Below are 22,890 nucleotides of genomic sequence, written 5' to 3'. Positions count from 1 at the left end.
AGGATAAAACGTAAAAAAAAGGGCGGCTCATCAGCCGCCCTTAAAATTAATTTTCTAACGCCGCTTTCTGCGTCGCGACAATGGATTCGATACCCCCGCGGGCCAGCGCCAGCAAGGTGAGTAGCTCTTCGTGGGTAAACGGCTCGCCTTCCGCGGTGCCCTGTACCTCAATGATGCGACCATCTTCGGTCATCACCACGTTCATATCGGTTTCCGCCGCTGAATCCTCGACATATTCCAGATCGCAAAGCGCTTCGCCATTGACGATACCGACAGAAACCGCCGCCACCATCCCTTTCATCGGGTTGGTTTTCAGTTTACCCGCCGCGACCAGCTTATTCAGCGCATCGGCCAGTGCCACACAGGCGCCGGTAATCGATGCGGTACGAGTGCCGCCGTCTGCCTGCAGAACGTCGCAATCAAGGGTAATGGTGAATTCGCCAAGCGCTTTCAGGTCTACCGCCGCGCGCAGGGCACGGGCAATCAGACGCTGGATTTCCATGGTACGGCCGCCCTGTTTCCCTTTCGCGGCTTCACGCGCGTTACGGGTATGCGTTGCACGCGGCAGCATGCCATATTCCGCCGTGATCCAACCCTGGCCCTGACCTTTCAGGAAGCGCGGCACGCCTTCATCGATCGATGCGGTGCACAACACTTTAGTGTCACCAAATTCGACCAGCACGGAGCCTTCTGCGTGTATTGTATAGTTACGGGTCAGGGTGACGGGACGCACCTGATTAGCGCTACGACCTGCTGGACGCATAATGATCTCTCCGGCTTGAAACGAATGTGGCGCGCATTATACACAAAATCATGCGGGATGCATGAGGTGACGCGCCCCTGACAGCATAGATAACTGGCGCTCAGGGCGGAGCGATGCCGCCAACAGAGGGGCTGTCAGAAGGATAACGTGTATATACGGATAATGCTCGCTTATTCCTATCCTGATAAGGCCCTGAAAGCTATAATCCACCTCACTCTCCTTTAAAAACAGGAACGTCTATGATCCGCAGTATGACCGCCTATGCCCGGCGTGAAATCAAGGGTGAATGGGGCAGCGCCGCATGGGAACTGCGCTCGGTAAACCAACGATATCTGGAAACTTATTTCCGTCTGCCGGAGCAGTTCCGTAGCCTGGAGCCTGTCGTGCGCGAGCGTATTCGTTCTCGCCTGACCCGTGGCAAAGTTGAATGTACCTTGCGTTTTGAGCAGGATCCCAGCGCCCAGGGCGAGCTGATTCTCAACGAAAACCTGGCAAAACAGCTGGTCAATGCCGCCAACTGGGTCAAGATGCAGAGCGACGAAGGCGAAATCAACCCGGTTGATATTCTGCGCTGGCCTGGAGTCATGGCCGCTCAGGAACAAGATCTCGATGCGATTGCCGCTGATATTCTGTCGGCCCTGAACGGCGCGCTGGATGATTTTATCGTTGCCCGCGAGACCGAAGGTAAGGCGCTGAAAGCGCTTATTGAGCAACGTCTGGAAGGCGTCACCGCTGAGGTCGCCAAAGTGCGCGCTCATATGCCGGAAATCTTACAGTGGCAGCGCGAACGCCTGGTGGCCAAACTGGAAGATGCGGAAGTGCAGCTGGAAAACAACCGTCTCGAACAAGAGCTGGTGCTAATGGCACAGCGTATCGACGTCGCCGAAGAGCTGGACCGTCTGGAAGCGCACGTAAAAGAGACCTGGAACATCCTGAAGAAGAAAGAAGCCGTTGGCCGCCGTCTTGACTTTATGATGCAGGAATTTAACCGCGAGTCGAACACGCTGGCATCAAAATCCATTAATGCCGAAGTGACCAATTCCGCCATCGAACTGAAAGTCCTGATCGAGCAAATGCGCGAGCAGATCCAGAACATCGAGTAATCTCTTTTGCTGGCTCGTCTTGTTGCGAGCCAGCATTACTTTTACTTATCTTTTTTTCTCATCCTTCGATCAACATCCCCCTGCAATACTGCTCATGAAATATCTCTCACATTAGTTTTTCCTGGTGTAAATGCTTCACCTTAGAAAATCTCAATCGTGATCTTACGCACAAATCGCTAATCTGCCCGACATCATTGTGGGGGATTTATGCTGCTTCATATTCTGTATTTAATCGGTATTACCGCGGAAGCGATGACCGGCGCTCTGGCCGCCGGTCGCCGCCGGATGGACACTTTTGGCGTCATCATCATTGCTACCGCCACCGCACTGGGCGGCGGCTCAGTCCGGGATATCCTGCTGGGTCACTACCCGCTGGGCTGGGTAAAACATCCGGAATACGTCATTATCGTCGCCGTCGCGGCAGTGTTAACGACCATTGCTGCGCCGGTCATGCCCCATCTGCGCCGCCTGTTTCTGGTCCTCGATGCCCTGGGCCTGGTGGTATTCTCGATTATCGGCGCGCAAATCGCGCTGGATATGGGAGAAGGACCGGTGATCGCCTCTATTGCCGCAGTGATTACCGGCGTATTTGGCGGCGTACTGCGGGACATGTTCTGCAAGCGCATCCCGCTGGTTTTCCAGAAAGAGCTGTATGCCGGCATCTCTTTTGCGGCAGCTATCCTCTATATTGCCCTGCAGCATTACGTCAGCAGCCACGACGTCGTGGTGATCTCCACCTTGCTGTTTGGCTTTACCGCTCGCATGCTGGCGCTGCGCTGGAAGCTGGGGCTGCCCGTCTTCCACTACAACCATAACGCCCACTGATCTCCTCAAAACCCGGGAATATGTTGCCCGCTGAGCCACTGCGCCAGCGCGGCAACATCCGGGTGCTGGAGAAAGGCAACCAGCTGTCTCGCTCTCTCTGCCCCCATGCCCGGTAGACGCTGCCACTGTTCTTCAGAACGTTCCCGTAGCTGCTGCCAGTTTTCCCTCGCCAGACCGGCAAGCGCCACCCGGGGTATCGGTACGCCCATCGCCTGGACCCAGCGCAGAAAGGGCTGTTCGCGCGCCAGATTAAACTGGTGCCAAAGCCGCTGCCCGCGCCCGACGGTTATCCCTGGAATCCCCTGCAGCTGCGCTGGCGTCAATGTCAGCCACGAGAACAGATGCTCCAGCGGGCGCGCATGTTGCACCGTGCGCCACACTGATTCACCCACGCCATCAAGATTCAGAATCGGTTTTGACGACAGCCAGATAAGCCTTGCGAGAAACTGCGCGTCACACCCCGGCGTGGTGAAATAGCAGGTTAATGGGGTAAACCGTTCCGGGGGTGGCTGCGGTTTCGTACGCTGCGCCGATCGCCATACGACGCTGTCGAGACGCGGAATGCCCTGACCCGCCAGACTGATTTGTAGCTGATCGCCGGGACCAATATCCAGGCGCTTCCAACGGGAAAGCGACCCGATACTGACTTGCTTAACCCGTTTGTCATCCAGGTACTGCGGCTCCAGCAGCGCGACGACGGAAATTTTGCCGCTGCGCCCGACCCGAAAGTGAATGCCGCGTACTTCCATTAACCGCGACGCCGGCGGATATTTCCACGCAACGACCCACTCACCCTGCCCTGGCGACCACAATCGCCCGGCGGGTTCGTGGCCGCGACGCACGACCACGCCATCGGTCGCAAAAGGCAGAGGCGAGGTTAACCAGCGCTCTCGCCACCGTGCCACCTGCTGAGCATCCGTAACGGGCTGCGTAAAAGATGCGCTATGGAGAAATCCGCTCTTGCGCAACAGGGCCAGACGCTGGCGCATGTCCTGAGGACCATCTGGCCATGCCCAGATAAAGATCCCCAGCTCCGCGAGCTGCGCCGAGCTATCAAGGCGCATCAGAGTACCGGCCACTTTCGCCCGGGCATTCATTCCCCCCATCTGCTTCTGCACATGTCCGTCGCGCTGCAGGAAAAGCTCTCCCTGCAGCACGCTGTTCGCCAGCTCGCCCTCCGTCACCTTCGGCACGGCTGGAATCTGCCGCACCCTGGCGGTCCACTCCTCCCCGGATCGACCATCGCCACGGCTAATGGCCTGTGCCAGCCGCCCGTGGCGATACACCAGCGTCACGGCGACACCGTCCACCTTCGGCTGCACCCAGAGATCCGTTTTATCGCGCATCCACCGCGCGACATCCGATTGATCGGCCAGTTTACGCACGCCGGTATGGGCAACCGGATGCCCGACCTCTCCGGTTGTGGGCGGCATATCAGCGTTATCCGCGGGCGACACCAGCGAAAAACAACGCCGCCACTGCATGAGTCGCGCCGAAAGCTGGTCGTATATCTCATCACTGACCCCACTGCTTCCCTGTCGCCAGTATGCATTGTTCCAGGCCGTCACCTGCTGGTTCAGACGATGTACCTCCTGCCGGGCCTGCGCCTGCGGCCATTCAGGGCAGGCAGTCTGCCCGTATCCAGCCACCGCCCACGCGCCAATCATCCAGATCCATTTATGCATGACTCCACCTCCTGTTTACCGGCGAACATTCTGCAGGAGAGCGGTTTTATGCGGCGACGAGGGATTTATCACGCTGCGATCGGACATCCAGACTTTGTTTGTCTTCTGTGTAATACACGGCGAAATCAGGGAAACGGCTGGCAAAATGAAAGAAACAGAAGCAAAAAGTGTGACAGGGACTGCGTCACGGTGCGGCGCCGTGTATAATAGGCTCGTATGTAGTATCTCTTTCGACAATCACATACAAAAGACTCTCATGGCTCAAGGCACGCTTTATATTGTTTCCGCCCCAAGTGGCGCGGGTAAATCCAGCCTGATTCAGGCTTTATTGAAAACCCAACCGCTGTACGACACCCAGGTCTCTGTTTCACATACCACGCGCGCGCCGCGTCCGGGTGAAGTGCACGGCGAACACTATTTCTTTGTTAATCACGACGATTTCAGAGCGATGATTAGCAGAGACGCATTTCTTGAGCACGCGGAAGTTTTTGGCAACTATTACGGCACCTCGCGCGAAACCATCGAGCAGGTACTGGCAACCGGCGTCGATGTCTTCCTGGATATCGACTGGCAGGGTGCTCAGCAAATCCGTCAAAAAATGCCTGGCGCGCGCAGCATCTTTATTCTGCCGCCGTCAAAAGATGAGCTTGACCGTCGCCTGCGTGGTCGCGGCCAGGACAGCGAAGAGGTGATCGCAAAACGTATGGCTCAGGCTGTTGCAGAAATGAGTCATTACGCGGAATATGATTACCTTATTGTGAATGATGATTTTGATACCGCGCTGAGCGATCTGAAAAACATTATTCGCGCCGAACGTCTGCGCATGAGCCGCCAAAAGCAGCGACATGGCGCTTTAATCACCAAACTGTTGGCAGACTGAACCCACATTCAGTATCATGCCCAGTCATTTCTTCATCTGTGGAGCATTTTAAGTATGGCACGCGTAACTGTTCAGGACGCTGTAGAGAAAATTGGTAACCGTTTTGACCTGGTACTGGTCGCCGCGCGTCGCGCTCGTCAGATGCAGGTTGGCGGAAAAGATCCGCTGGTACCGGAAGAAAACGATAAAACTACCGTAATTGCGCTGCGCGAAATCGAAGAAGGTCTGATCAACAACCAGATCCTCGACGTCCGCGATCGTCAAGAACAGCAAGAGCAGGAAGCCGCTGAATTACAAGCCGTTACCGCTATTGCCGAAGGTCGTCGTTAATCACGCAGTGGGTAGCCCTTGTATCTGTTTGAAAGCCTGAATCAGCTGATTCAAAATTACCTGCCGGAAGAGCAAATCAAGCGTCTTCGGCAGGCATATCTCGTTGCACGTGACGCTCACGAGGGCCAGACACGTTCAAGCGGTGAACCCTATATCACGCACCCGGTAGCGGTAGCCTGCATTCTGGCCGAGATGAAGCTCGACTATGAAACGCTGATGGCTGCGCTACTGCATGATGTGATTGAAGATACCCCTGCCACCTACCAGGATATGGAGCAGCTCTTTGGCAAAAGCGTTGCTGAGCTGGTAGAGGGGGTATCGAAACTTGATAAGCTCAAGTTCCGCGATAAGAAAGAGGCGCAGGCCGAAAACTTTCGCAAAATGATTATGGCGATGGTGCAGGACATCCGCGTCATCCTGATCAAACTTGCCGACCGCACGCACAACATGCGCACCCTGGGCTCACTCCGCCCGGATAAACGCCGCCGCATTGCCCGCGAAACGCTGGAGATCTACAGCCCGCTGGCCCACCGTTTAGGTATCCACCACATCAAAACCGAGCTCGAAGAGCTGGGCTTTGAAGCGCTGTATCCCAACCGCTATCGCGTCATCAAAGAAGTCGTCAAAGCGGCGCGCGGCAACCGTAAAGAGATGATTCAAAAGATCCTCTCTGAAATCGAAGGGCGTTTACAGGAAGCGGGAATCCCCTGTCGCGTCAGCGGTCGCGAGAAGCATCTGTACTCCATCTACTGCAAAATGGTGCTGAAAGAGCAGCGTTTTCACTCGATTATGGATATCTACGCCTTCCGCGTGATTGTGCATGATTCTGACACCTGCTACCGCGTGCTTGGCCAGATGCATAGCCTTTACAAGCCTCGTCCTGGCCGGATGAAAGATTACATCGCCATTCCCAAGGCGAACGGCTATCAATCTTTGCACACCTCGATGATCGGCCCTCACGGCGTCCCGGTTGAAGTACAAATTCGTACCGAAGACATGGATCAGATGGCAGAAATGGGGGTTGCGGCGCACTGGGCATATAAAGAGCACGGCGGCGAAAGCAGCACCACCGCACAAATCCGCGCGCAGCGCTGGATGCAGAGCCTGCTGGAGCTGCAGCAAAGCGCAGGCAGCTCGTTTGAATTTATCGAGAGCGTCAAATCCGATCTGTTCCCGGATGAGATTTACGTTTTCACCCCGGAAGGGCGTATTGTCGAACTCCCCGCTGGCGCCACGCCGGTGGATTTCGCCTACGCGGTGCATACCGATATCGGCCATGCCTGCGTTGGCGCACGCGTCGACCGCCAGCCGTATCCATTGTCCCAGTCGCTCTCCAGCGGCCAGACGGTGGAAATTATCACCGCACCGGGCGCACGTCCGAATGCCGCGTGGCTGAATTTTGTCGTCAGCTCAAAAGCGCGCGCCAAAATTCGCCAGCTGTTGAAAAACCTTAAGCGCGATGACTCCGTCAGCCTGGGCCGCCGTCTGCTCAACCATGCCCTGGGCGGCAGCCGTAAACTGGCTGAAATCCCGCAGGAGAGCATTCAGCGCGAACTGGAACGCATGAAGCTGGCCAGCCTTGACGATCTGCTGGCGGAAATTGGCCTCGGCAACGCGATGAGCGTCGTGGTAGCCAAAAACCTGCAACAGGGCGAGACCGTCACCGCACCGGCGCAGGGTGCCTCTTCAGGCCACGGTCATCTGCCGATTAAAGGCGCTGACGGCGTGCTGATTACCTTTGCGAAGTGCTGCCGTCCGATTCCCGGCGACCCGATTATCGCCCACGTCAGCCCCGGCAAAGGCCTGGTCATTCACCATGAGTCCTGCCGTAACATTCGTGGCTATCAGAAAGAGCCAGAGAAGTTTATGGCCGTCGAGTGGGATAAAGAGACCGCGCAGGAATTTATCACCGAAATTAAGGTGGATATGTTTAACCACCAGGGTGCACTGGCGAACCTCACTGCGGCCATTAACACCGCCTCTTCCAATATTCAGAGTCTGAATACCGAAGAAAAAGATGGTCGCGTGTACAGCGCGTTTATCCGCCTGACGGCGCGCGATCGCGTCCATCTGGCGAATATTATGCGCAAAATTCGCGTTATGCCGGATGTAATTAAAGTCACCCGTAACCGAAACTAACCTTGTGCGCAAAATCATTTGCGTTTTGCACCGTACCGATCCCGAAGGGCCGTGCAGTCAGCCGGATCGCGCGGCGAGCGAATGAATTACCCGGCCCGTACAGGAATACGTAGCCGGGGTAATGAGTACGGCTAACGCCGAGGCAATTTGAAGGATGAAGTGTTTATGAATCCACAGCGTTATGCGCGTATCTGCGAGATGCTCGCCAGGCGCCAGCCTGACCTGACGGTCTGCATGGAGCAGGTCCATAAACCTCATAACGTCTCTGCGGTGATTCGTACCGCAGACGCCGTTGGCGTGCATGAAGTCCACGCCATCTGGCCCAGTAGCCGCATGCGTACGATGGCCTCTGCCGCCGCCGGCAGCAATAGCTGGGTGCAGGTTAAAACCCACCGCTCGATTGACGATGCCGTCAGCCATTTAAAGGGCCAGGGCATGCAGATCCTGGCCACTCACCTCTCTGACAAAGCCGTCGATTTCCGCGAAATCGACTATACCCGCCCAACCTGCATCCTGATGGGTCAGGAAAAAACCGGAATTACCCAGCAAGCCCTGGCGCTGGCCGATCGGGACATCATCATTCCGATGACTGGCATGGTGCAGTCGTTGAATGTCTCCGTCGCCTCGGCTCTGATTCTGTATGAAGCCCAGCGCCAACGGCAAAATGCGGGGATGTATAAGCGTGAGAACAGCATGCTGCCGGAAGAAGAACAGCAGCGCCTGCTGTTTGAAGGCGGGTATCCGGTACTGGCCAGAGTGGCAAAACAAAAAGGTCTGCCTTACCCCTACGTGAATGCGCAGGGCGAAGTCGAAGCCGATGACGCGTGGTGGGCAACCATGCAGGCTTCTGGTTCCGCTCACAGCAGCACGCGGGACAACCGTGCCGGAGCAGGCCAGACAAGACGCAGTCTGAAGGATGAAGGGTAAATGGCCGGTCGCCTGTTAGATGCTGTCCCGCTCAATTCGCTCACCGGCGTTGGAGCGGCACAAAGCAACAAACTGGCGAAAATCGGCCTGCATACCGTGCAGGATCTCCTTCTGCACCTGCCGCTACGCTATGAAGACCGCACCCATCTTTACCAGATAGGCGAGCTGCTGCCGGGCGTTTACGCCACCGTTGAGGGTGAAGTTCTCAGTAGCAACATCACCTTCGGCGGCCGCCGAATGATGACCTGCCAGATCAGCGACGGTTCAGGTATTCTCACCATGCGCTTTTTCAACTTCAACGCCGCCATGAAAAACAGCCTGGCGACCGGCCGCCGCGTGCTGGCCTACGGAGAAGCCAAACGGGGAAAATACGGGGCGGAGATGATTCACCCGGAATATCGCGTGCAGGGTGACATGAGCACACCCGATCTACAGGAAACGCTGACGCCGGTTTACCCCACCACCGAAGGCATCAAGCAGGCGACGCTGCGCAAGCTCACCGATCAGGCGCTGGAATTACTGGATACCTGCGCCATCGCCGAGCTGTTGCCGCCCGAACTGGCGCAGGGAATGATGAGCCTGCCGGAGGCGCTACGCACATTACACCGTCCGCCGCCGTCGCTGCAGCTCAGTGACCTGGAAAGCGGTAAGCATCCGGCGCAACAGCGCTTAATTCTGGAAGAACTGCTGGCGCATAACCTGAGCATGCTGGCGCTTCGCGCCGGCGCCCAGCGTTATCATGCCCTGGCGCTCGGCGCAAACGACACATTCAAAAACCAGCTGCTGGCCTCCCTGCCCTTTAAGCCAACCGGCGCACAACAGCGAGTCACCGCCGAAATTGAACGCGATATGGCGCTCGATGTGCCGATGATGCGTCTGGTACAGGGCGACGTCGGCTCTGGTAAAACGTTGGTTGCCGCCCTCGCAGCGCTGCGGGCGATCGCTCACGGCAAACAGGTAGCGCTGATGGCGCCAACCGAACTGCTGGCGGAACAACACGCCAATAACTTCCGCCAGTGGTTCGCGCCGCTGGGCATCGAAGTGGGCTGGCTGGCCGGCAAACAGAAAGGGAAAGCCCGCCAGGCACAGCAGGAGGCCATCGCCAGCGGCCAGGTACAGATGATCGTCGGCACCCACGCCATTTTTCAGGAACAGGTGCAGTTCAACGGTCTGGCGCTGGTGATTATTGATGAGCAGCACCGCTTCGGCGTCCACCAGCGTCTGGCGCTGTGGGAAAAAGGCCAGCAGCAGGGCTTCCATCCCCATCAGCTGATCATGACCGCCACCCCGATTCCACGAACCCTGGCGATGACCGCCTACGCCGATCTTGATACCTCAGTTATCGACGAATTGCCGCCGGGCCGAACGCCGGTCACCACGGTGGCCATCCCCGATACCCGTCGCCACGATATTATCGATAGGGTTCGCAACGCCTGTACTCAGGAAGGGCGTCAGGCCTACTGGGTCTGCACCCTGATCGAAGAGTCCGATCTGCTGGAAGCGCAGGCGGCAGAAGCGACATGGGAAGAGCTTAAGCTCGCGCTGCCGGAGCTGAATATCGGCCTCGTGCATGGCCGGATGAAACCGGCAGATAAACAGGCGGTTATGCAGGCCTTCAAGCAGGGCGAACTGCACCTGCTGATCGCCACCACGGTCATTGAGGTCGGGGTCGACGTACCGAATGCCAGCCTGATGATTATCGAGAACCCGGAACGTCTGGGGCTGGCGCAGTTGCACCAGCTCAGAGGACGCGTCGGGCGCGGCGCGGTCGCTTCCCACTGCGTGCTACTCTATAAATCACCGCTGTCAAAAACGGCGCAGAAACGCCTGCAGGTTCTGCGCGACAGCAACGACGGTTTCGTTATTGCCCAGAAAGACCTGGAAATCCGCGGCCCCGGCGAGCTACTCGGTACCCGACAAACCGGTACCGCCGAGTTTAAAGTCGCCGATCTGCTGCGCGATCAGGCGATGATCCCGGACGTTCAGCGCATCGCTCGTCATATTCACGAACGTTATTCTCAGCAGGCCCAGGCGCTTATTGAACGCTGGATGCCGGAAACCGAACGCTATTCCAACGCCTAGCGTCCGCTCTGTCCCGCAGGGCCAGAGCAGGATGCTGCGCGCAATTTATCTTCACAACGAGTGGATTATGAAACGAGAACTGGCCATCGAATTTTCGCGTGTCACCGAGGCTGCCGCGCTGGCAGGCTATAAATGGCTGGGCCGCGGCGATAAAAATACCGCCGACGGCGCCGCCGTCAACGCCATGCGCATTATGCTCAACCTGATTAATATCGACGGCACCATCGTAATTGGCGAAGGTGAAATCGATGAAGCGCCGATGCTGTATATCGGTGAGAAGGTCGGCACCGGCAACGGTGATGCGGTGGATATCGCCGTTGACCCTATCGAAGGGACGCGCATGACGGCCATGGGCCAGGCCAATGCGCTGGCGGTGATGGCGGTCGGCGATAAAGGCTGCTTCCTGAACGCACCGGACATGTACATGGAAAAACTGATTGTCGGTCCAGGGGCAAAAGGGGCGATTGACCTCAATCTGCCGCTGGCGGAGAACCTGCGTAATGTCGCAGCGGCGCTGAATAAACCGCTGGCCGAGCTGACCGTCACCATTCTGGCCAAACCGCGTCATGATGCGGTGATTGCCGAACTCCAGCAGTCGGGCGTTCGCGTCTTCGCCATTCCGGATGGCGATGTGGCAGCGTCGATTCTGACCTGCATGCCGGACAGCGAAGTAGACGTCCTGTATGGCATCGGCGGCGCCCCGGAAGGGGTGGTTTCCGCCGCGGTGATCCGCGCTCTGGATGGCGACATGCAGGGTCGCCTGCTGGCTCGTCACGATGTCAAAGGCGATACCGCAGAAAACCGTCGTATCGGCGAGAACGAGCTGGCGCGTTGCAAAGAGATGGGCATCGAAGCGGGCAAAGTGCTGCGCCTGGACGAAATGGCCCGTAGTGATAATGTGGTGTTCTCCGCAACCGGTATTACCAAAGGCGATCTGCTCGATGGCATTACCCGTAAGGGCAATATGGCCACCACCGAAACGCTGCTGATTCGCGGTAAATCCCGTACGATTCGCCGTATTCAGTCCATTCATTATCTCGACCGTAAAGACCCGGATATCCAGCTGCACATTCTGTAAACATCCGATCGCCCGTGCGGAATGCACGCTGGCGCCAGGCCCAGGGACGGGCCGAAAACGGATGCCGCCAACGCACAGGCAATTGAAGTATGACGGGAATATTTGATCAATAGAGCTTTTCGGCGCCGTCAGGCTGGAAATCTTTGCCGCGTGCAACGAAGATAAGGCAACGCTTTGCGCAACGGGAGAAGATGATGGCGGACTGGGTTAGCGGTAAAGTAAAAAAAATAGAGTTCTGGACCGATACGCTGTTCAGTTTGTACGTCCACGCGCCCGTTCACCCGTTTACCGCCGGGCAATTTACCAAGCTCGGACTGGAAATTGACGGTGAGCGCGTTCAGCGCGCCTATTCCTACGTTAACGCGCCGGGCAATCCCGATCTGGAATTCTATCTGGTCACCGTCCCGGACGGTAAGCTCAGTCCACGCCTTGCGGCGCTCAAACCGGGCGATGACGTTCAGCTGGTCAGCGAAGCCGCGGGATTCTTCGTTCTGGAAGAGGTGCCTGACTGCGAAACCTTATGGATGCTGGCGACCGGCACCGCGCTCGGCCCGTATCTGTCAATTCTGCAGGAAGGTAAAGACCTTGAGCGCTTCAAAAACCTGGTGCTGGTCCATGCCGTGCGCTATGAGGCCGATTTAAGCTACCTGCCGCTAATGCGCGAATTAGAACAGCGCTATGGCGGAAAGCTGCGGATTCAGACCGTCGTGAGCCGTGAAACCGCCGCCGGTTCGCTGACCGGACGGATTCCGTTTCTTATCGACACCGGCGCCCTGGAAGAGGCCGTTGGCCTGCCGATGAACGTCGATACCAGCCACGTGATGCTGTGTGGAAACCCGCAGATGGTGCGTGATACCCAGCAGCTGTTGAAAGAAACCCGGCAGATGACCAAACATTTGCGCCGCCGGCCGGGCCACATGACCGCCGAGCAATACTGGTAATCAGGGCTCCGCCTTCCAGCGAACATCCTGCGTATCTTTACCAAATTTATTCTCGCCCTGGGTGCCGACAAATGCGCCCAGGTCGATGAACATCATGACGATAATCAGCGTCGGCACAAACCGCCCGACAACCCATTGCCAGACGCCCGGCAGCACCGACCAGTTCCCCGCCAGCAGCATCCACGCCAGAATCATCAGCAGCGCCCAGAGCCCCGATTTACCGCGATCGTGCAGGCGTTTGATCGTCACCGCCGCCGTCGGCCACAGCAGGCACACCAGGATAAACGCGGCGGTCTGCACATTGAGCAAATGGGTGCCGGCCAGGGTAAAGAGCGCGCTCATGGCAAGAACCCAGATGGCCATCCAGATCCAGAAATCACGGCGCCCGATACGCCCCTTAATTGAGAACATCCACTGCTGTAGGGTCATGTTTCATTCCTTATCATCATCATTCGCGTAGTTTACCCTGAAGCCGTCACTTTTTGACAAGCGCGACGGTTCCCGTTTTAATCGTCTGCAGGCAAAAAAAGGAAAGACCGGCATGAAGACGTGGATGACTGTATGTTTTATTGGGCTGACGGCTATATCCGTCGGCCCGAAGGCGTTGTCCGCGGTGCCCGAATCCTCCGCCACCGCCCCTTATCTGCTGGCGGGCGCCCCTACCTTTGATATGTCTATCAGCGACTTTCGGGAAAAATTCAATGCGCAGAATCCGAAGCTGCAGCTGAATGAATTTCGCGCCATTGCCTCCAGCCGCGACAGGGAAAATCTGACCCGTGCGGCGAGCAAAATTAATGAAAATCTCTACGCCTCCACGGCGCTGGAGCGCGGTACTCTGAAAATAAAATCGATGCAGGTGACCTGGCTACCTATTCAGGGGCCCGAGCAGAAAGCGGCGAAGGCCAAAGCGCAGGAGTATATGAGCGCCGTGTTACGCATATTCGCGCCCACCTTAAGCGTGGCTCAGAGCCAGCAAAAACTGCAGAAAATGCTCGCCGCCGGCAAGGGAAAACGTTACTTCGCTGAAACGGAAGGCGCGATACGTTATGTTGTCGCAGACAACGGTGAAAAAGGACTGACCTTCGCTGTTGAACCGATTAAGCTGGCGCTATCTGAAACGCTGGAGAGCAATAATAAATGACAAAAAGCAAAGCCTTTCCAACGATGAATCTCTATACTGTTTGACAGACCATGCTGCCCTGACGGGTGGCTATATTCCTTAATTCGCTTAACGTAGCGTGGAGAATTAAAATGCGACATCCTTTAGTGATGGGTAACTGGAAACTGAACGGCAGCCGCCATATGGTAAACGAACTGGTTGCTAACCTGCGTACCGAACTGGCTGGCGTTTCTGGCTGTGCCGTTGCAATCGCTCCGCCAGAAATGTACATCGATCTGGCTAAGCATGCGGCAGAAGGTAGCCACATTCACCTGGGCGCGCAGAACGTTGACCTGAACCTGTCCGGCGCATTCACCGGTGAAACCTCGGCTCAAATGCTGAAAGATGTCGGTGCTGAATACATCATCATCGGTCACTCTGAGCGTCGTACTTACCACAACGAGTCTGACGAGTTCATCGCTAAGAAATTCGCGGTTCTGAAAGAACAGGGTCTGATTCCGGTTCTGTGCATCGGCGAAACTGAAGCAGAAAACGAAGCGGGCAAAACGGAAGAAGTGTGCGCACGTCAGATCGACGCCGTTCTGAAAACTCAGGGCGCTGCGGCATTCGAAGGCGTGGTTATCGCTTACGAACCTGTCTGGGCAATCGGCACCGGCAAATCAGCGACTCCGGCACAGGCTCAGGCCGTGCACAAATTCATTCGCGATCACATTGCGAAAGCAGACGCGAAAGTGGCTGAGCAGGTCATCATCCAGTACGGCGGTTCCGTTAACGCTTCTAACGCAGCAGAACTGTTCACCCAGCCAGACATCGACGGCGCGCTGGTTGGCGGCGCCTCCCTGAAAGCAGACGCTTTCGCGGTGATCGTTAAAGCAGCTGAAGCAGCGAAAAAAGCGTAACCTGCACTCATCCCGGCCCCGGCGGCGCACCGCTTACCGGGGTGAAGGGATAGCGCAATACGAGGAGCCCGGACAACGCGCGCAGGCGCCGCATCCGGGCTTTTTTATGCCGCTACAATTTCCCCAACGCGTGATACCACAGATAGTCCAGCGGCAGCAGAATCAAATAGCTCACCGCCGCCAGCACGATACACAGCAGCATTCCCGCCCGCGCTGGCACTTTGCCTAGCCCCATCGCCACGACAATCGGCGACGCCTGATACGGCAGCAGCGGCGTGGAATAGCCCAATACCTGAATCATAATCACGCTTAGCAGCGGGAAACCGGTGGCATCGGAAAAGCTCTGCGCAAAGGTGGTGTACAGCGCGGGGACGCCGTTAGCGGTCATAATAAAGTTCAGGGCGCTGGTCATGCCGGTTAATGCCAGGAAGCTGGTGAACGGACTCTCTTTGTCGAGCGGCATCACCTGCAGCAGCGCATTGCCGACCACCTCGCCGATCCCCGTTTGGGTGACGGTAATCGCCAGTCCGAGGATCCCGGCGACGTAAATGCAGGTGCGTATATTCACCCCGCTGGAGAACTCCTCCCCGCTGATAAAGCCAACCCGCGGCAGCAGCGTGACGACTGCGGCTGCCAGTCCCGTCCAGGCGGGCCCGATACCGTGCCAGCTTTCACTCACCCACAGCACCAGCACTACGGCCAGCAGCCAGGCCAGGCGCTTCTCGTCCCGACTCATCGGCGGAAGCGGCGTCAGTTCGCGCGGCGGATGCGGCTTGCCCGGGAACAGCCAGCAAATCAGAGCAATTAAGATCCCCCCCTTCAGCCAGCCCAGCACCGGTGTGTGCAGCAGCAAGTACGGCAGGTAATTAAGGTGGATCCCGTACGAACCTTCGGCGGCGCCGCTCATCACCAGGTTCGGGACATTGGCGGGCAGAATGGTCGCCGACAGCTGAAAGGTTCCAAACCCCACCGCCAGCGCCAGCCCATACCAGGCCCGCGTGCCGTCTGCGATACCGGCCCGCTTCGCCATCGCCGCCACGATGGGCATCAGCAGCGCGATGCGCCCCATATTCGACGGCATCACGAAGGCCAGCGCATAGCTGAGTAGCACGACGCTACCCACCATCAACGGCCAGGAGTCCGTCAGTCGCGCCGATAGCGCCCGCGCCGCTCTGTCCGCCAGTCCGGTTTTACGAATCGCAATCCCGAGGACGAAGCCGCTGAATACCAGCCAGAATGCTGACGAGGCAAACCCGCCAAAGATCGCTTCCGGCGGCGCAATTTTGGCGATCATCGCCGCCGCGAAAAACAGCAGCGCGGTCATAAACTCCGGCAACAGCGAGGTCGCCCACAGCAGAATGGTTATCGCGATAATCAGCGAGGGAAGGAACAGAGGGTGAGAAAACCAGAGCGACATGCCTGTCTCCTGTCGTTTTTTCAGCAAGAATACGATCGGGGGCGAGGCAGGTAAACCTATCAAAAAATAGCCAGCCATGCGGGAACCCGCATGGCTCAGCAATAAAGGTTATTTCAGGATAGAGCAGCGATGATCCTGGATCTCTTCCGCAGAGGCACGGTTCAGGGTCAGCAGGTTGCGCTCGGTCGCCAGCAGCACCAGCGAGCCATCGCTCTGTTTCGCCAGCGCCAGCGCAAAGCGCCCCATATGTTCACGCGCCTCCGGCACCTCTTCCGCCAGCATCAGAAACGGGCTACGCTGCGCCAGTTCGGACTCAGTCACTCGCCGCGCGAGATATTCATGGCCGAGCAAACCACCGGGAAGCGGCAGCCATCGGCTGCTGATGGCGGCGGTATCGTTATCCAGCCGGGCACGCACATCTTCGCGTAGGCAGGAGATATGAATATGGAAATGGTTTTGCGTGCGTCCGCTACGGGAGTTAATGGCTAATGACACGGCGCTATCCGGTATCGCCGAACCGCGGCGTTCACTCATGATGTCGCGTCCCTGCCATGCCTGCCAGAAGAAGTTCGGCGTTAACAGGTCGAGCAGCAGCGGGCTCTCGGTGCCGTTAATTCGGTACGTCGGCATCAGCAAATACTGCAAGGGTCCGTTACGATCTTTAAACAGCACGTAGCCGCCCTGCAGATTAACGTCGGCACACGGCGAGGGAGTTTGGTGCTGCTGTTGATTAGGAACGCATTGCTGCAAAACAATCTGTCGCAGCGCGTCAGGGTTACCGGAATGCAGCCAGTACCAGCCGCCGGCCGCCGCTGCCAGCACAAGCACCGGCAGCAGCCATAAAAGGTATCGTACTCTTCTCATCATCTTTTCCTGTCCAGCCAGAAACGGAAGAGTAGCGTAGTTTGATGACTAAATAAAAACGCCCGGCTATTTAACCGGGCGTTCGGAACGATTAACGCTGACTGATTTGATCGAAAGTGCCGCCGTTTGAGAAGTGCTCTTTCTGGGCCTTAGTCCAGCCACCAAACTCCTGGTCGATGGTAAACAGCTTCAGTTTCGGGAACTCATCGGCATATTTCTTCGCCACTGCCGGGTCACGTGGGCGGTAGAAGTTCTTCGCCGCAATCTCCTGGCCTTCCGGCGAGTAGAGATACTTCAGGTAAGCTTCAGCCACCTGGCGGGTGCCTTTTTTATCGACCACTTTATCAACCACGGAGACGGTCGGTTCAGCAAGAATCGATTCGCTCGGAGTCACAATTTCAAACTTATCTTTGCCCAGCTCGTTCGCCGCCAGCAGCGCTTCGTTCTCCCACGCAATCAGCACATCGCCGATCCCGCGTTCAACAAAGGTATTGGTCGAACCGCGCGCGCCGGAATCCAGTACTTCGACGTTCTTATACAGCGCCTTCACAAACTCCTGGGCTTTTGCCTGGTCGCCGTGATTCTGGTGCAGGGCATAGCCCCAGGCGGCCAGGTAGTTCCAGCGTGCGCCGCCGGAGCTTTTCGGGTTTGGCGTAATCACCGACACACCCGGTTTAATCAGGTCGTTCCAGTCATGAATCTGTTTTGGGTTGCCTTTACGCACCAGGAACACGATGGTGGAGGTATACGGCGCGGAGTTATCCGGCAGACGTTTCAGCCAGTTTTTATCGATACGGCCGCGTTCAGCGATCGCATCAACATCGTAGGCCAGCGCCAGCGTCACGACATCGGCTTCGATACCGTTGATCACCGACGTCGCCTGTTTGCCGGAGCCGCCATGCGACTGGCGAATCACCACATTGTCGCCGGTTTCTTGTTTCCAGTGCGCGCTGAATGCCTTGTTGTACTGTTCGTACAGCTCGCGCGTTGGATCATAAGATACGTTTAATAACTGAATGTCTTTGGCCAGAACGCTGGCGGATGCCAGCAACAGAGTTAACCCAACGCCCCACTTGTTCATCGCACCGCTCTCTTTATGTCGTGTTGTGATGAGTTAAGCGTGCCAGAAAGCGAAACAATGATTAAAGAATAAAAAAAGATTGGCTATAACTTGCGAGTATATGTAAAGCGGAGGGGAATGCTTACCCTCTCCAGGAGAGGAGAGGGTGAGGGCGAGAGGGTTACACTTCTTCCATGCGACCCAGCAGCGCCTGCAGACGATCCTGCCAGCCCTGCAGCTGTTCTCTCAGCTGACCGTTTTCACGCTCCAGCTCTTCACGGCCGTGCTGTGCGCCCTGAACTTCCTGCGCCAGCGTGTTGTTTTTTTCTTTCAGCTCTTCGATTTCCATCTGCAACAGAGTGATGGTATCAATCGCCTGCTGTACTTTTGATTCTAATTTCTCAAACACTTCTAATGACATCGTCATACCTCTCCTGAACTTGCAAGGCGTTGATAGAGTACTATCCCGTACACGTCGTCCTTCAAGCTGCTTCTGCGTTAGCGGGTGCTTCCCGAACACTTACCGAAGTAAGCGGCGAGGATTCATTCGCTTGCCGTTTTGACACATCCCGAATGATGTTGTGTACCTACGCGGTGACGCCTTAACGAAAATAAGCGCACTACAGTGGTCATGCAGTCGATTGTATGAATCCCCGCCTTCCCTGTCCAGCGACAACCCGCGCAGATTGCGGTTTGCAACACTTTTCAGTCTTTACCTGGCGCATTCGGCGCGTTTCTGTGGAAGTTATCCTGCAATTGTTAATCAATGGGTTAACAAAATCCGCCGGAAAAGCGGGGCAAATGTGTCACAACACGCGTTTATGGCGCGAAAACGCTCATTTTCTTGACGCAGCACACACATTTATATTTCGATATTTCTCGTTTTTGTTCGTTAACGATAAATTAACACTATGCCTACAAGGCAGCGTGGTCGTCTATGACCTTCATACATACAATAATCACCACTTCGCTTCAGGATTCGATATGAGCCAAACATCAACATTAAAAGGCCAGTGCATCGCAGAGTTCCTCGGTACCGGGTTGTTGATCTTTTTCGGCGTTGGGTGCGTCGCGGCGCTCAAAGTTGCGGGAGCCAGCTTCGGTCAGTGGGAAATCAGCATCATCTGGGGTCTGGGGGTGGCCATGGCTATCTACCTGACCGCGGGCGTATCCGGTGCGCACCTTAACCCGGCGGTCACTATCGCATTGTGGCTGTTTGCCTGCTTCGACGGGCGTAAAGTTGTTCCTTTTATCATTTCTCAATTCGCAGGCGCCTTTTGCGCCGCGGCGTTAGTTTACGGGCTTTACTACAATCTTTTCTTCGATTTCGAACACAGCCACAATATGGTGCGCGGTAGCGTCGAAAGTCTTGAGCTGGCCGGTATTTTCTCCACTTACCCGAACCCACACATCAATTTTGTGCAGGCTTTCGCGGTAGAAATGGTGATTACCGCTATCCTGATGGGCGTTATCCTGGCACTGACTGATGACGGCAATGGGATTCCGCGTGGTCCGCTGGCGCCGCTACTAATCGGCCTGTTGATTGCGGTTATCGGCGCATCCATGGGACCGCTGACCGGATTTGCCATGAACCCGGCCCGCGACCTCGGACCAAAAACGTTTGCCTGGCTTGCCGGCTGGGGCGACGTCGCCTTCACCGGCGGTAAAGATATTCCTTATTTCCTGGTGCCGCTGTGCGCACCGGTGGTGGGCGCCGCGCTGGGCGCGTTCAGCTATCGTAAGTTGATCGGCCGCCACCTGCCTTGCGACACCTGCGTCGAGGAAGAGAAAGAGAGCACCTCGACTACGCAACACAACGCTTCGCTGTAATCTGACTACGGGACTCATACTATGACCGACAAAAAATATATCGTTGCGCTCGACCAGGGCACCACCAGCTCCCGAGCCGTTGTGATGGATCACGATGCCAATATCGTCAGCGTTTCTCAGCGAGAATTTGAACAAATTTATCCGCATCCAGGCTGGGTTGAGCATGACCCGATGGAGATCTGGGCGTCGCAAAGCTCCACGCTGGTTGAAGTGCTGGCAAAAGCCGATATTAGCTCCGACGAGATCGCCGCAATCGGGATCACTAACCAACGTGAAACCGCCATTGTGTGGGAGCGCGAAACCGGTAAACCGATCTATAACGCTATCGTCTGGCAGTGCCGTCGTACCGCAGAGATCTGTGAACAGCTCAAACGTGACGGCATGGAAGAGTACATTCGCAAGGCCACCGGCCTGGTGGTTGACCCGTACTTCTCCGGCACCAAAGTAAAATGGATTCTCGATCACGTGGAAGGCGCCCGCGAGCGGGCAAAACGCGGCGAACTGCTGTTCGGAACCGTGGATACCTGGCTGGTGTGGAAAATGACCCAGGGCCGCGTCCACGTGACCGACTACACCAACGCCTCGCGTACCATGCTGTTCAACATCCACGAACTGGACTGGGATGACAAGATGCTGGAGGCGCTGGATATTCCGCGCGCCATGCTGCCGGAAGTGCGCAAGTCTTCCGAGGTATACGGTCAAACCAACATCGGTGGTAAAGGCGGCACGCGTATTCCTATCGCCGGTATCGCCGGTGACCAGCAGGCGGCGCTGTTCGGCCAGCTGTGCGTCAAAGAGGGGATGGCAAAAAACACCTACGGCACCGGCTGCTTTATGCTGATGAATACCGGGGAAAAAGCGGTAACCTCCACGCATGGCCTGCTGACCACGATCGGCTGCGGCCCACGCGGGGAAGTGAACTATGCGCTGGAAGGCGCAGTCTTCATGGCCGGCGCCTCCATTCAGTGGCTGCGCGATGAAATGAAGCTTATCAACGACGCCTTCGATTCCGAATATTTCGCCACTAAAGTGAAAGACACCAACGGCGTGTATGTGGTTCCGGCCTTTACCGGTCTCGGCGCGCCATACTGGGACCCGTATGCGCGCGGCGCCATCTTTGGCCTGACGCGCGGGGTGAACGCCAACCATATTATTCGCGCCACGCTGGAGTCTATCGCCTATCAGACACGCGATGTACTGGAAGCGATGCAGGCAGATTCAGGGATTCGTCTGCACGCCCTGCGCGTCGACGGCGGTGCCGTGGCCAACAACTTCCTGATGCAGTTCCAGTCCGATATTCTGGGTACCCGCGTAGAGCGCCCGGAAGTGCGTGAAGTGACGGCGCTGGGCGCCGCTTACCTCGCAGGTCTGGCCGTTGGCTTCTGGCAAAATCTGGATGAGCTGCAGGAGAAAGCGGTGATTGAGCGCGAGTTCCGCCCGGGTATCGAAACCACCGAGCGTAACTACCGCTACAACGGCTGGAAAAAAGCGGTGAAACGCGCGCTGGCGTGGGAAGAACACGAGTAACCGCGACCACAGGACTGTCCCGGTGACGCTACGCTTACCGTGCCTACAGAGTCAGGATTTTGTAGGCACGGTAAGGCGCAAGCCGCCACCGGGCCACTCATCAGCCAAATATCGGCAGCAGCAGATACAGCTTAATCACCAGCGCATTCACGATATCAATAAAGAACGCGCCGACCATCGGCACCACCAGGAACGCCATATGAGACGGGCCAAAGCGGTCGGTGATTGCCTGCATATTGGCAATCGCCGTCGGCGTCGCCCCGAGACCAAAACCACAGTGCCCGGCCGCCAGCACGGCGGCGTCATAGTTTTTCCCCATCATGCGATAGGTCACGAAGACGGCATACAGCGCCATCGCCACCGTCTGGACCGCGAGGATCGCCAGCATCGGCAGCGCCAGCGAAGCCAGTTCCCACAGCTTCAGGCTCATCAGGGCCATGGCAAGGAACAGCGACAGACTAACGTTGCCCAGCACCGATACCGCACGCTCAAACACGCGATAGAAACCTAACAGCGACAGACCGTTGCTGAGGATCACCCCGATAAACAGTACGCAGACAAAAGTGGGCAGTTCAAAGACGGTGCCGGTCAGCAGTTGCGCAACCACCCTCCCTACCGTCAGGCAGATGGCAATTAAGGCGATGCTCTCAATCAGCACCAGCGAGGTGATCATGCGGCCCATATCCGGTTTTTCGAAGGCGGTAGGCGCCAGCTGATCATCCGGCGTTCCGTCAGGTGAAGAAGAGTGTTTAACCAGATAGCGCGCCACCGGGCCGCCAATCAAACCACCCAGCACCAGACCAAAGGTGGCGCACGCCATTGCGACTTCGGTCGCGTTGGCAAAGCCGTAGCGTTCAACAAACAGCTTACTCCACGCCGCGCCGGTGCCATGGCCGCCAGACAGGGTAATTGAGCCTGCCAGCAGACCCATCAGCGGGTCCAGCCCTAACAGCTTCGCCATCCCGATGCCGAGGGCGTTTTGCAGCAGCAACAGTCCCACCACCACAATCAGGAAGGTGCCCACCACTTTGCCGCCGGCCCGCAGGCTGGAGAGGTTAGCGTTCAGACCGATAGTCGCAAAGAACGCCATCATCAGCGGGTCTTTCAGGCTCATATCAAAGTCAATTTCCCAACCCATGCTCTTTTTCAGCACCAGCAGCGCCAGCGCCACCAGCAGGCCGCCCGCGACGGGTTCAGGGATTGTGTATTTTTTCAGGAAGGGGACATTCTGCACGAGTTGTCTGCCCAACAGCAGCACCAATGTTGCGGCAACGAGCGTCGATAAGGTATCGAGATGAAACATAAAAAGAGCTCCTTAAAGGCGCATGATCCATTCACACGCGTCGGTATTCCCGGTGTCGATTACTTCTCATCTTGAGGAATCGGAGGGGGATTTTAAGCAGAACCGCGCAAAAAATGA

General features: G+C 56.8%; 21 protein-coding genes. 13 read left to right on the top strand and 8 right to left on the bottom strand.

Annotation, left to right across the window (positions count from 1 at the left end; all coding sequences use genetic code 11):
* Positions 1-46 precede the first annotated feature (46 nt).
* Positions 47-763, bottom strand: a complete 717-nt coding sequence (gene rph / locus AC007G_RS14100) for a ribonuclease PH (RefSeq protein ID WP_032690259.1) — start codon at positions 761-763, stop codon at positions 47-49.
* Positions 764-1,002: 239 nt separating this feature from the next.
* On the opposite strand from rph, the gene AC007G_RS14095 reads away from it, so the two are divergent.
* Both AC007G_RS14095 and AC007G_RS14090 read left to right on the top strand, forming a co-directional pair.
* Positions 1,003-1,866 (top strand): YicC/YloC family endoribonuclease, encoded by an 864-nt coding sequence (locus AC007G_RS14095; RefSeq protein ID WP_142630255.1) that lies wholly within the window; start codon positions 1,003-1,005, stop codon positions 1,864-1,866.
* Between the two features lie 207 nt (positions 1,867-2,073).
* Positions 2,074-2,691, top strand: a complete 618-nt coding sequence (locus AC007G_RS14090) for a trimeric intracellular cation channel family protein (protein WP_004868959.1) — start codon at positions 2,074-2,076, stop codon at positions 2,689-2,691.
* A gap of 5 nt (positions 2,692-2,696) precedes the next feature.
* Here the strand turns inward: AC007G_RS14090 and ligB are convergent, their stop codons facing one another.
* Positions 2,697-4,376, bottom strand: a complete 1,680-nt coding sequence (gene ligB / locus AC007G_RS14085; protein WP_142630253.1) for an NAD-dependent DNA ligase LigB — start codon at positions 4,374-4,376, stop codon at positions 2,697-2,699.
* A 256-nt stretch (positions 4,377-4,632) separates the two neighbouring features.
* On the opposite strand from ligB, the gene gmk reads away from it, so the two are divergent.
* From gmk to fpr, 7 genes are all read left to right on the top strand, one after another.
* Positions 4,633-5,256, top strand: coding sequence for a guanylate kinase (gmk, locus tag AC007G_RS14080; protein ID WP_032690256.1), 624 nt, complete (start codon positions 4,633-4,635; stop codon positions 5,254-5,256).
* 54 nt (positions 5,257-5,310) lie between these two features.
* A complete protein-coding gene (gene rpoZ, locus AC007G_RS14075; RefSeq protein ID WP_004868966.1) occupies positions 5,311-5,586 on the top strand; it encodes a DNA-directed RNA polymerase subunit omega in 276 nt (91 codons plus the stop codon).
* A gap of 18 nt (positions 5,587-5,604) precedes the next feature.
* Positions 5,605-7,725: a bifunctional GTP diphosphokinase/guanosine-3',5'-bis pyrophosphate 3'-pyrophosphohydrolase gene (gene spoT / locus AC007G_RS14070; protein WP_032690255.1), complete on the top strand. Its 2,121-nt coding sequence runs from the start codon at positions 5,605-5,607 to the stop codon at positions 7,723-7,725.
* Between the two features lie 165 nt (positions 7,726-7,890).
* Positions 7,891-8,652 carry a tRNA (guanosine(18)-2'-O)-methyltransferase TrmH gene (gene trmH, locus AC007G_RS14065; protein WP_032690254.1) on the top strand — a complete coding sequence of 254 codons (762 nt, stop codon included), beginning with the start codon at positions 7,891-7,893 and terminating at the stop codon, positions 8,650-8,652.
* Positions 8,653-10,734, top strand: coding sequence for an ATP-dependent DNA helicase RecG (recG, locus tag AC007G_RS14060; protein ID WP_004868972.1), 2,082 nt, complete (start codon positions 8,653-8,655; stop codon positions 10,732-10,734).
* Between the two features lie 67 nt (positions 10,735-10,801).
* Positions 10,802-11,812 carry a class II fructose-bisphosphatase gene (gene glpX, locus AC007G_RS14055; protein ID WP_004868975.1) on the top strand — a complete coding sequence of 337 codons (1,011 nt, stop codon included), beginning with the start codon at positions 10,802-10,804 and terminating at the stop codon, positions 11,810-11,812.
* Between the two features lie 194 nt (positions 11,813-12,006).
* Complete coding sequence (gene fpr / locus AC007G_RS14050; RefSeq protein ID WP_032690252.1) at positions 12,007-12,753, top strand: ferredoxin--NADP(+) reductase; 747 nt, start codon at positions 12,007-12,009, stop codon at positions 12,751-12,753.
* Here the strand turns inward: fpr and AC007G_RS14045 are convergent, their stop codons facing one another.
* The gene (locus AC007G_RS14045) at positions 12,754-13,182 is read right to left on the bottom strand and encodes a DUF805 domain-containing protein (RefSeq protein WP_032690251.1); all 429 of its coding nucleotides are present in this window, start codon (positions 13,180-13,182) and stop codon (positions 12,754-12,756) included. It abuts the gene before it with no gap.
* Between the two features lie 112 nt (positions 13,183-13,294).
* Here AC007G_RS14045 and AC007G_RS14040 point away from each other — a divergent pair, with 112 nt between their 5' ends.
* On the top strand, positions 13,295-13,894 hold the full coding sequence (locus tag AC007G_RS14040) for a DUF1454 family protein (RefSeq protein WP_032690250.1): 600 nt from the start codon (positions 13,295-13,297) through the stop codon (positions 13,892-13,894).
* 110 nt (positions 13,895-14,004) lie between these two features.
* Complete coding sequence (gene tpiA, locus AC007G_RS14035) at positions 14,005-14,772, top strand: triose-phosphate isomerase (protein ID WP_015585511.1); 768 nt, start codon at positions 14,005-14,007, stop codon at positions 14,770-14,772.
* Positions 14,773-14,884: 112 nt separating this feature from the next.
* Here tpiA and AC007G_RS14030 read toward each other — a convergent pair whose 3' ends face one another.
* The 4 genes from AC007G_RS14030 to zapB all read right to left on the bottom strand — a co-directional run bounded on the left by AC007G_RS14030 (position 14,885) and on the right by zapB (position 18,540).
* Positions 14,885-16,189, bottom strand: a complete 1,305-nt coding sequence (locus AC007G_RS14030) for an SLC13 family permease (RefSeq protein ID WP_032697017.1) — start codon at positions 16,187-16,189, stop codon at positions 14,885-14,887.
* Between the two features lie 108 nt (positions 16,190-16,297).
* Positions 16,298-17,053 carry a CDP-diacylglycerol diphosphatase gene (locus AC007G_RS14025; protein ID WP_142630251.1) on the bottom strand — a complete coding sequence of 252 codons (756 nt, stop codon included), beginning with the start codon at positions 17,051-17,053 and terminating at the stop codon, positions 16,298-16,300.
* Between the two features lie 91 nt (positions 17,054-17,144).
* Positions 17,145-18,134, bottom strand: coding sequence for a sulfate ABC transporter substrate-binding protein (locus tag AC007G_RS14020; RefSeq protein ID WP_004868989.1), 990 nt, complete (start codon positions 18,132-18,134; stop codon positions 17,145-17,147).
* A gap of 160 nt (positions 18,135-18,294) precedes the next feature.
* Positions 18,295-18,540, bottom strand: a complete 246-nt coding sequence (gene zapB / locus AC007G_RS14015) for a septal ring assembly protein ZapB (RefSeq protein WP_086815662.1) — start codon at positions 18,538-18,540, stop codon at positions 18,295-18,297.
* A 557-nt stretch (positions 18,541-19,097) separates the two neighbouring features.
* Between zapB and AC007G_RS14010 the strand changes: the two genes are divergently transcribed.
* The gene (locus tag AC007G_RS14010; protein WP_004868993.1) at positions 19,098-19,943 is read left to right on the top strand and encodes an MIP/aquaporin family protein; all 846 of its coding nucleotides are present in this window, start codon (positions 19,098-19,100) and stop codon (positions 19,941-19,943) included.
* Positions 19,944-19,964: 21 nt separating this feature from the next.
* The gene (gene glpK / locus AC007G_RS14005) at positions 19,965-21,470 is read left to right on the top strand and encodes a glycerol kinase GlpK (protein WP_004868997.1); all 1,506 of its coding nucleotides are present in this window, start codon (positions 19,965-19,967) and stop codon (positions 21,468-21,470) included.
* 100 nt (positions 21,471-21,570) lie between these two features.
* Here the strand turns inward: glpK and gltS are convergent, their stop codons facing one another.
* On the bottom strand, positions 21,571-22,773 hold the full coding sequence (gene gltS, locus AC007G_RS14000; RefSeq protein WP_032690246.1) for a sodium/glutamate symporter: 1,203 nt from the start codon (positions 22,771-22,773) through the stop codon (positions 21,571-21,573).
* Between the last annotated feature and the right edge of the window lie 117 nt (positions 22,774-22,890).

This window comes from Klebsiella sp. CSG-1, from assembly GCF_056521145.1.
This window is presented reverse-complemented; position numbering and strand designations above follow the sequence as displayed.